This is a genomic window from Pseudoxanthomonas sp. LjRoot204_2 (assembly GCF_056175765.1).
This window is the reverse complement of the sequence record NZ_JBGFFG010000183.1, coordinates 1-6,668: the sequence shown is the minus strand read 5'-3', so window position 1 is coordinate 6,668 and position 6,668 is coordinate 1. Positions and strand designations below refer to the sequence as shown.

Genomic DNA, 6,668 nt, shown 5'->3' with positions numbered 1-6,668 from the left:
CCGTTAGTGCTCACACCGGATCGGCAGAAGCGCATCAGTGAATGAAAAGGTCCGGCAGGACGCCTGGGTCCTGCGACCGAAGCCAAAGCTGTCGTGTTGCAGCAGCAGTCTTCGACCCGAGGGTAATTGGATCGCCGCCTGCCAGACCACGGAGTCGACTCCATCGATGCGAACCTGGGCCACGAATGGCAGATTGTTCCGCAAAGCGGCATCGGCACACCGCAGCGCGGCTTCAATCTCGCCCGGCGTGACGGCGATACCGCAATCGGGCAGCGTGACGCCTGAGGTCGCGGCAATGTCTGAGCCAAGCGGCGACAGAGGTCGACCGACGTCCGCAGCCACAGGGGACGCCAACAAGAGCAGCGGCAGCCACCTGGCGGGGAACACGGGTCCGCTCGCTTACGAGCGTCTACGCCGCCGCGGGCCGCGACTTGCCCTTGATCGGCACCACCTTGGTGGCGGCCTCGGCGCGGCGCGACAGGGCGCGGTCGATGCGGGCGAAGACTTCGCGCATCGTGGCCGCTTCCGGCAGCAGGGTGACACGGAAGTGGTGGCGGTACGGCACGTTGAAACTGGAGCCCGGCACGACCAGCACGCCTTCGGTTTCCATCAGTTCCAGCGCGAACGCATGGTCGTCGAAACCTTTGGCGGCATCGCCGACCACCGCCGGGAACGCGTACAGCGCACCGGCCGGGTTGACCAGCTCCAGGTGCGGGCTGGCGTCGCAGGCGTCGATCACCGCGCGACGGGTTTCGTACAGGCGGCCGCCGGGTGCGCACAGCGCACTGATGGTGTCGGGGCCGTTGACCGCGGCGTCGATGGCGTACTGGCCGGGCACGTTCGCGCACAGGCGCAGCGCGCTGAGCAGGTCCATCGCATGCAGGAAGTCGCGCACCACATCGCCATGGCCGGAGACCACGCCCCAGCCCACGCGCCAGCCGCAGGCACGATGCACCTTGCTCAGGCCGCTGAAGGTGATGCACGGCACGTCGCCCGCCATCGGTGCGACCGGCACGAAGGTCGCACCGTCGTACAGCACCTGGTCGTAGATCTCGTCGACCATCAGCAGCAGGCGGTGCTTCGCGGCGATCGCCACGATGCGCTCCAGCAGTTCGCGCGAGTAGGTGGCGCCGGTGGGATTGTTCGGATTGATCAGCACGATGGCGCGGGTGCGCGAGCTGATCAGCTGCTCGATCTCGTTCGGATCGGGCTGGAAGTCGTTCTCCGGATCGCAGCGGTAGTACACCGGGCGTCCGTCGTTGAGGATGGTGGCGGCCGACCACAGCGGATAGTCGGGCGAGGGCACCAGCACTTCGTCGCCGGGGTTCAGCAGCGCACGCAGCGACAGGTCGATCAGTTCCGACACGCCGTTGCCCACGAACACGCGGTCCGGGTGCGCATCCGGCGTACCGCGCTTGGCGTAGGCCGCGGCGATCGCATCGCGCGCCGAGGGCAGGCCCTGCTGGTGCGTGTACGGATCGGTGCGGCCCATGTCGTCGGCGATCGCGCGCTGCAGATGCTCCGGCGCACGGAAACCGAAGGCGCCCGGGTTGCCGATGTTGAGCTTGATCAGCTTCTGCCCCTGGGCCTCCAGCTCGCGGGCTCGCCGTGCCAGTTCGCCCCGGATTTCGTAGCGGACTTCGGACAGGCGTTCGCGCGTGGCGAGCGGTTTGACGGGCGGGGTGGACATGGCGGGACCGCAGGGTGCACGAAGTGGAAGGAGGGCCAGCTTAACGGATATTTAGCCTGCCCGGCCCCGCCGGCTTCAGCCCCCGTCTAGAATGCGCGCCATGCCCGAAACCCCCGTCCCCAGCGTGTCCGACGTCACCCTTCTGCGCGCCATCGGCTGGCCGTACACGGGGGAACCGACGGATGCCGCATGGCGGGACGCCATGGCCGCGCACCCGACCGCGACCCCGGCACGGGTGAGCGAGCAGCACCGCTCCGGCTACGTGGTCGCCATGGCGCCCGGCGACGGCGTGAAGGCCGAGTCGCTGCCGGAGTGGCAGCGCCCGCGGTTTCCCGCCCACGAGCGTCCTGCCGTCGGCGACTGGGTGTTGCTGGAAGACGCGACGTCGAAGCGCCCGCGCATCGTCGCGCTGCTGCCGCGGCATACCGGCATCAAGCGTGGTGCGGCCGGCGAGCACTACCACCAGCAGGTGATCGCGGCGAACATCGATACGGTGTTCATCGTCTGCGGCCTGGATGCCGACTTCAATCCACGCCGCATCGAGCGCTACCTGCTGCTGGTCGGCGGCGGCGGTGCGCAGCCGGTCGTCGTACTGACCAAGGCCGACCGCACCGAGTACGCCGATGACGCGGTCGAGGTGCTGGCCGATCTCACCGCGCAGGGCGTGCCGGTGTTCACCGTCAACGCCAAGGATCCGGCCAGCGTGGGGCAGCTGGCGCCTTGGCTGGCGCCGGGCCACACGGTGGTGCTGGTCGGCTCGTCCGGCGCGGGCAAGTCCACGATCACCAATACGCTGATCGGCGACGAGCGCATGAAGACCGGCGAAGTGCGCGAAAGCGATTCGCGCGGCCGCCACACCACCACTTACCGCGCGCTGATTCCGCTGCCGGCAGGCGCCTGCCTGATCGACACGCCCGGCATGCGCGAGCTCAAGCCCACCGGCGAGGAAGACCTGGCCGACGGCGGCTTCGCCGACATCGAGGCGCTGGCCGAGCAGTGCAGGTTCCGCGACTGTTCGCATGACCGCGAGCCGGGCTGCGCGGTGCGCGCGGCCATTGAGCGCGAAGAGCTGGACGAGGGCCGCTTCCTCAACTACCTCAAGCTGCGCGACGAAGTCGCCGCCGCGGCCGACAAGCTCGCTTCGCGGCTGGCCGACAAGGCCAACGCCAAGGTGCAGAACAAGGCGCTGAACAAGCGGCTCAGCGACAAGTACGGCAAGCGTTAGGTTTTCGCGTGACGCGAGCGGAACGTTCGATGTGGTGACGCGCCCTTGTCGTCATCCCGGCGGCATTCAACAGCCGAATGGCTGGTCAAGCCGGGACCCAGCGCCTTGCTGCGAATCTACCGTCATCCAAACACCAGAATCACTGGGTCCCGGCCTGCGCCGGGATGACGGCGGATGGATCTCGACGGTCGATCACCTTGAGATCGATCAGCTTCAGGAATCGATCAACTCCAGAGGTTTATGAACCCGGTGATGATCAGCGCATTGGTGAAGTCGATGAAGAACGCACCCACCAGCGGCGCCACCAGGAACGCGCGCGGCGCCATGCCGTAGCGTTCGACCAGGGTGCGCATCACCGCCATCGCATTGGCCGTGGTGCCGAGCATGAAACCGATGAAGCCGCCGCCCATCACGGCCGCGTCGTAGTCGCGGCCCATCACCCGGAACACCACGCCGCAGAACAGCGCGACCAGTGCCACCTGCAGGCCGAGGTTCACCAGCAGCGGCGCCGCCAAGCCGGCCAGCTCCCACAGCTTGAGGTTCATCAGCGCCACCGCAAGGAACAGCGCCAGGCAGACGTTGCCGATCAGGTCGGTCGTCGCCACCGGCAATCCGATCCAGCCGGTTCGATCGTCGATGTAGCGGATCAACGCACCGACCATCATCGCGCCGACGTAGGCGGGCAGCGTGAGCCCGGCGGCGGACAGGGCGGCGCTGACGCCGGCACCGGCCCACATGGCCACCAGGATCACCACGATGCTCTTCAGCGCCGCGGATTCGCGCGTGGCGAAATCCGGCGTATCGCGCGCACCGGTGGGTTCGGCCGCGGATTCGTCGGGTTTGCCCAGGCGCACGCCGCCGTAGAGTTTGTGGCGCCGGATCAGTACCGTGGACACCGGTCCGCCCAGCAAGCCGCCGCAGACGATGCCCGCCATCGCCGAGGCGACCGCGATCGATTCGGCGCCGGTGACACCGGCCTGTTCGAACAGCGGGGCGAACGCCAGACCGGTCGCCGGTCCGCCGGTCAACGTGGTGGAACCCGCCAGCACGCCGAACAGCGGATGCAGGCCGAAGCCCATCGCTACCGCCATACCCAGCAGGTTCTGCACGATGGCGAAGCCACTGGCCAGCAGCAGGAAGATCACCACTTGGCGGCCGCTGAGTTTCAGCAGCGCCACGCTGGCATTGACGCCGATGGTGGTGAAGAACGCGATCATCAGCGGCGCCTGCAGGCTGGTGTCCAGCGTGAACAGGGTGACCTCGCGGCTGCGGGCGGCCAGCACCACCAGCGCCACCGCCAGGCCGCCGATCACCGGCGCAGGCAGGTTGTACTTCGAGAACAGCGGGACGACGCGGCAGAGTGCGTAGCCGAGGAAAAGCGCCAGGCCAGCGAAGGCCAGCGTCTGTACTGCATCGAGTTCCAGCATGCTGCCCCCGCAACCGATGGAAGAAGGTCGAGCATAGTCCAGCCACGGGCGCTTGTGCCGGCCGCGGTGTGCGCTGGGCTAAAGTGTGAGCCAGGGAGGGATGCATGCACGCCGATATCGCCCATCACGCCGCGCTGGACGCACGCCTGGTCAGGGCCGTGCGGGGCATCAAGCTGCTCAGCCTGGCCAGCTGGCCCGCGGACGTGCAGGCGCCGTTCCTCGACAGCGTTGCGCGTGGGCAGCCACGGCGGCCGGTGATCGACTATCCCCGTCTCGACTTCGGCGATGCGCGCCGCGAACTGGCCGCGATCGCGGTGGCCGCCGACGCAGCGCATCCGCTCGGTCGCTACCTGCGCGATTCCGTGCACAGCTGGGACATCGCCGCGCAGTTGCTGGAAGCCTTGGGCACGCCGGCGGTGACCACGCACTCGATCGCACTGTTCGGCACGCCGGAAGCCTGCCTGCCCGGCGACGGACCGACCACGCGCGATGCGGCGGGCCATTTCATCGCCATCGCCAACGAGCTCGACCACGAGCTGCYGTCGCCGGAGGAGCAGATCCCGGTCTCGGCCACGGCCCTGCAGTTGCAGCTGCAGGCCGACCTGGACGATTTCTTCGACGGCCGCGTCATCACCGTGGAGCTGGACCGCAACCTGATCGCGAAGGCCGCCGCCGGCGCCACCCGCATCCGCCTGCGCCACGGGGCCGCCTTCAGCGACTACGACCGCCGCCAGCTGCTGCAGCACGAAGCGCTGGTGCATTCGCTCACCGCCCTGAACGGCCGCGAGCAGGCCGTGCTGCCCAGCCTGGCGCTGGCATCTCCGCGCGTCACCGCCACGCAGGAAGGACTGGCGACCTTCGCAGAGCAGATCACCGGCAGCATCGACATCGAACGCATGAAGCGGATCAGCCTGCGCATCGAGGCGGTCGCGATGGCACTGGCGGGCGCGGACTTCGTCGAGGTATTCCGCTACTTCACCGATGCGGGGCAGAACCCCGCGGAAAGCTTTTCGTCCGCACAGCGCGTGTTCCGGGGCGTGCCGACCTCCGGCGGCGCGGCCTTCACCAAGGACACCGTCTACCTGCGTGGCCTGATCGGCGTGCACACGTTCTTCCGCCGCTCGCTGCAGCAGGACCGGCTGCGGGTCTGCCGCCGCCTGTTCGCCGGGAAGATGACGCTGGAGGACGTGACGCTGTTCGAGCCGATGTTCGATGACGGCGTGCTGGCGCCACCGCGCTGGCTGCCGAGCTGGGTCAGCCGTGCCAACGGCCTGGCGGGCATGCTGGCGTTTTCGCTGTTCGCCAACCGGATCCGCCTGGACAAGCTGTCGACGGACGCCTAGCCGGAAAGTGGTACGCGCGGCCCGCGATGCTGGTGGCACACTGGCGGCATGAGCACGACGATCCTGGTCGCCGACGACCATCCGCTGTTCCGCGCGGCGGTGATCCACGCACTGCGCGAGGCGCTGCCCGGCGCCACCGTGGTCGAAGCCGCGAGTGCCACGGGCCTGGGACAGGCGCTGGACGCGCACCCCGAGGCGGACCTGGTGCTGCTGGACCTGACGATGCCCGGCGCGCACGGGTTCTCCGCCCTGTTGCATGTCCGTGGCGAACATCCGGAGGTGCCGGTGGTCGTCATCTCGTCGAACGAACACCCGCGGGTGATCCGTCGTGCGCAGCAGTTCGGTGCGGCCGGTTTCATTCCCAAGTCGTCGCCGGCCGACACCATCGGCGCCGCAGTCGCGGCGGTGCTCGATGGCGGGGCGTGGTTCCCGCCGCTCACCGTCGAGCGGTCCGAGCAGGACGCCGCACTCGCGGCCCGCCTGGCGCAGCTGACGCCGCAGCAGTTCCGCGTTCTGCTGTGCCTGGCGGACGGTCTGCTCAACAAGCAGATCGCGCACGAACTCGGCCTGGCCGAGAACACCGTGAAAGTGCACGTCACCGCGATCCTGAAGAAGCTGGAATGCCACAGCCGCACACAGGCGGCGGTGCTGGTGAAGTCGCTGGAACCGGAGGGTCCGCCGATCGCCTGAGTTCAGCGCGCGCGGCGCACGTGCAACTGGGTCATCAGTGCGCGCAGCGCCGCCGGCTTCACGGGCTTGGCGAGGAAGCCCCAACCACGTTGCAGCGCCAGCGAGCGCCAGGCGTCGTCGTGCTCGGCGGTGACCAGGATCACCGGCGGCACGGCGCGCCAGCGTTCGCACAGGCGCGCGTACACCGTCGGGCCGTCCGTGTCGCCCAGTCGCACGTCGAGCAGCAGCAGGTCCGGTACGGCATGCGGTGCCGCGGCGGCCAGCGCGTCGTCGGGCCCTGCCGCCAGGCCGAC

Annotated in this window: 7 protein-coding genes; 4 read left to right on the top strand and 3 right to left on the bottom strand. The window is 68.9% G+C overall.

The annotated features are described in order from the left end of the window. The first annotated feature begins 126 nt into the window (after positions 1–126). Entirely contained in the window at positions 127–285 is a 159-nt protein-coding gene (locus tag AC04L7_RS10165; protein WP_435996270.1) for a hypothetical protein, read from the top strand. Positions 286–409: 124 nt separating this feature from the next. On the opposite strand, the gene AC04L7_RS10160 is transcribed toward AC04L7_RS10165, so the two are convergent. After that, positions 410–1,690, bottom strand: a complete 1,281-nt coding sequence (locus AC04L7_RS10160; protein ID WP_435996272.1) for a pyridoxal phosphate-dependent aminotransferase — start codon at positions 1,688–1,690, stop codon at positions 410–412. 91 nt (positions 1,691–1,781) lie between these two features. Between AC04L7_RS10160 and rsgA the strand changes: the two genes are divergently transcribed. Further along, positions 1,782–2,915 carry a ribosome small subunit-dependent GTPase A gene (rsgA, locus tag AC04L7_RS10155; protein WP_435996274.1) on the top strand — a complete coding sequence of 378 codons (1,134 nt, stop codon included), beginning with the start codon at positions 1,782–1,784 and terminating at the stop codon, positions 2,913–2,915. 224 nt (positions 2,916–3,139) lie between these two features. Here the strand turns inward: rsgA and gltS are convergent, their stop codons facing one another. Beyond that, on the bottom strand, positions 3,140–4,342 hold the full coding sequence (gene gltS / locus AC04L7_RS10150; protein ID WP_435996276.1) for a sodium/glutamate symporter: 1,203 nt from the start codon (positions 4,340–4,342) through the stop codon (positions 3,140–3,142). A 104-nt stretch (positions 4,343–4,446) separates the two neighbouring features. Between gltS and AC04L7_RS10145 the strand changes: the two genes are divergently transcribed. Together AC04L7_RS10145 and AC04L7_RS10140 are read left to right on the top strand one after the other, a co-directional pair. Next, positions 4,447–5,685, top strand: a complete 1,239-nt coding sequence (locus tag AC04L7_RS10145; protein WP_475512935.1) for a flavohemoglobin expression-modulating QEGLA motif protein — start codon at positions 4,447–4,449, stop codon at positions 5,683–5,685. 48 nt (positions 5,686–5,733) lie between these two features. Continuing rightward, complete coding sequence (locus tag AC04L7_RS10140) at positions 5,734–6,375, top strand: response regulator transcription factor (RefSeq protein WP_296280971.1); 642 nt, start codon at positions 5,734–5,736, stop codon at positions 6,373–6,375. Positions 6,376–6,377: 2 nt separating this feature from the next. Here the strand turns inward: AC04L7_RS10140 and AC04L7_RS10135 are convergent. Next, positions 6,378–6,668 (bottom strand): response regulator (locus AC04L7_RS10135; protein WP_475512934.1); only part of this gene is annotated, 291 nt, incomplete at its 5' end.

Bases quoted from the DNA above. Each gene is read 5' to 3' on its own strand.
- AC04L7_RS10160 (WP_435996272.1), bottom strand. From the start codon at position 1,690: ATGTCCACCCCGCCCGTCAAACCGCTCGCCACGCGCGAACGCCTGTCC.
- gltS (WP_435996276.1), bottom strand. From the start codon at position 4,342: ATGCTGGAACTCGATGCAGTACAGACGCTGGCCTTCGCTGGCCTGGCG.
- AC04L7_RS10140 (WP_296280971.1), top strand. From the start codon at position 5,734: ATGAGCACGACGATCCTGGTCGCCGACGACCATCCGCTGTTCCGCGCG.
- rsgA (WP_435996274.1), top strand. From the start codon at position 1,782: ATGCGCGCCATGCCCGAAACCCCCGTCCCCAGCGTGTCCGACGTCACC.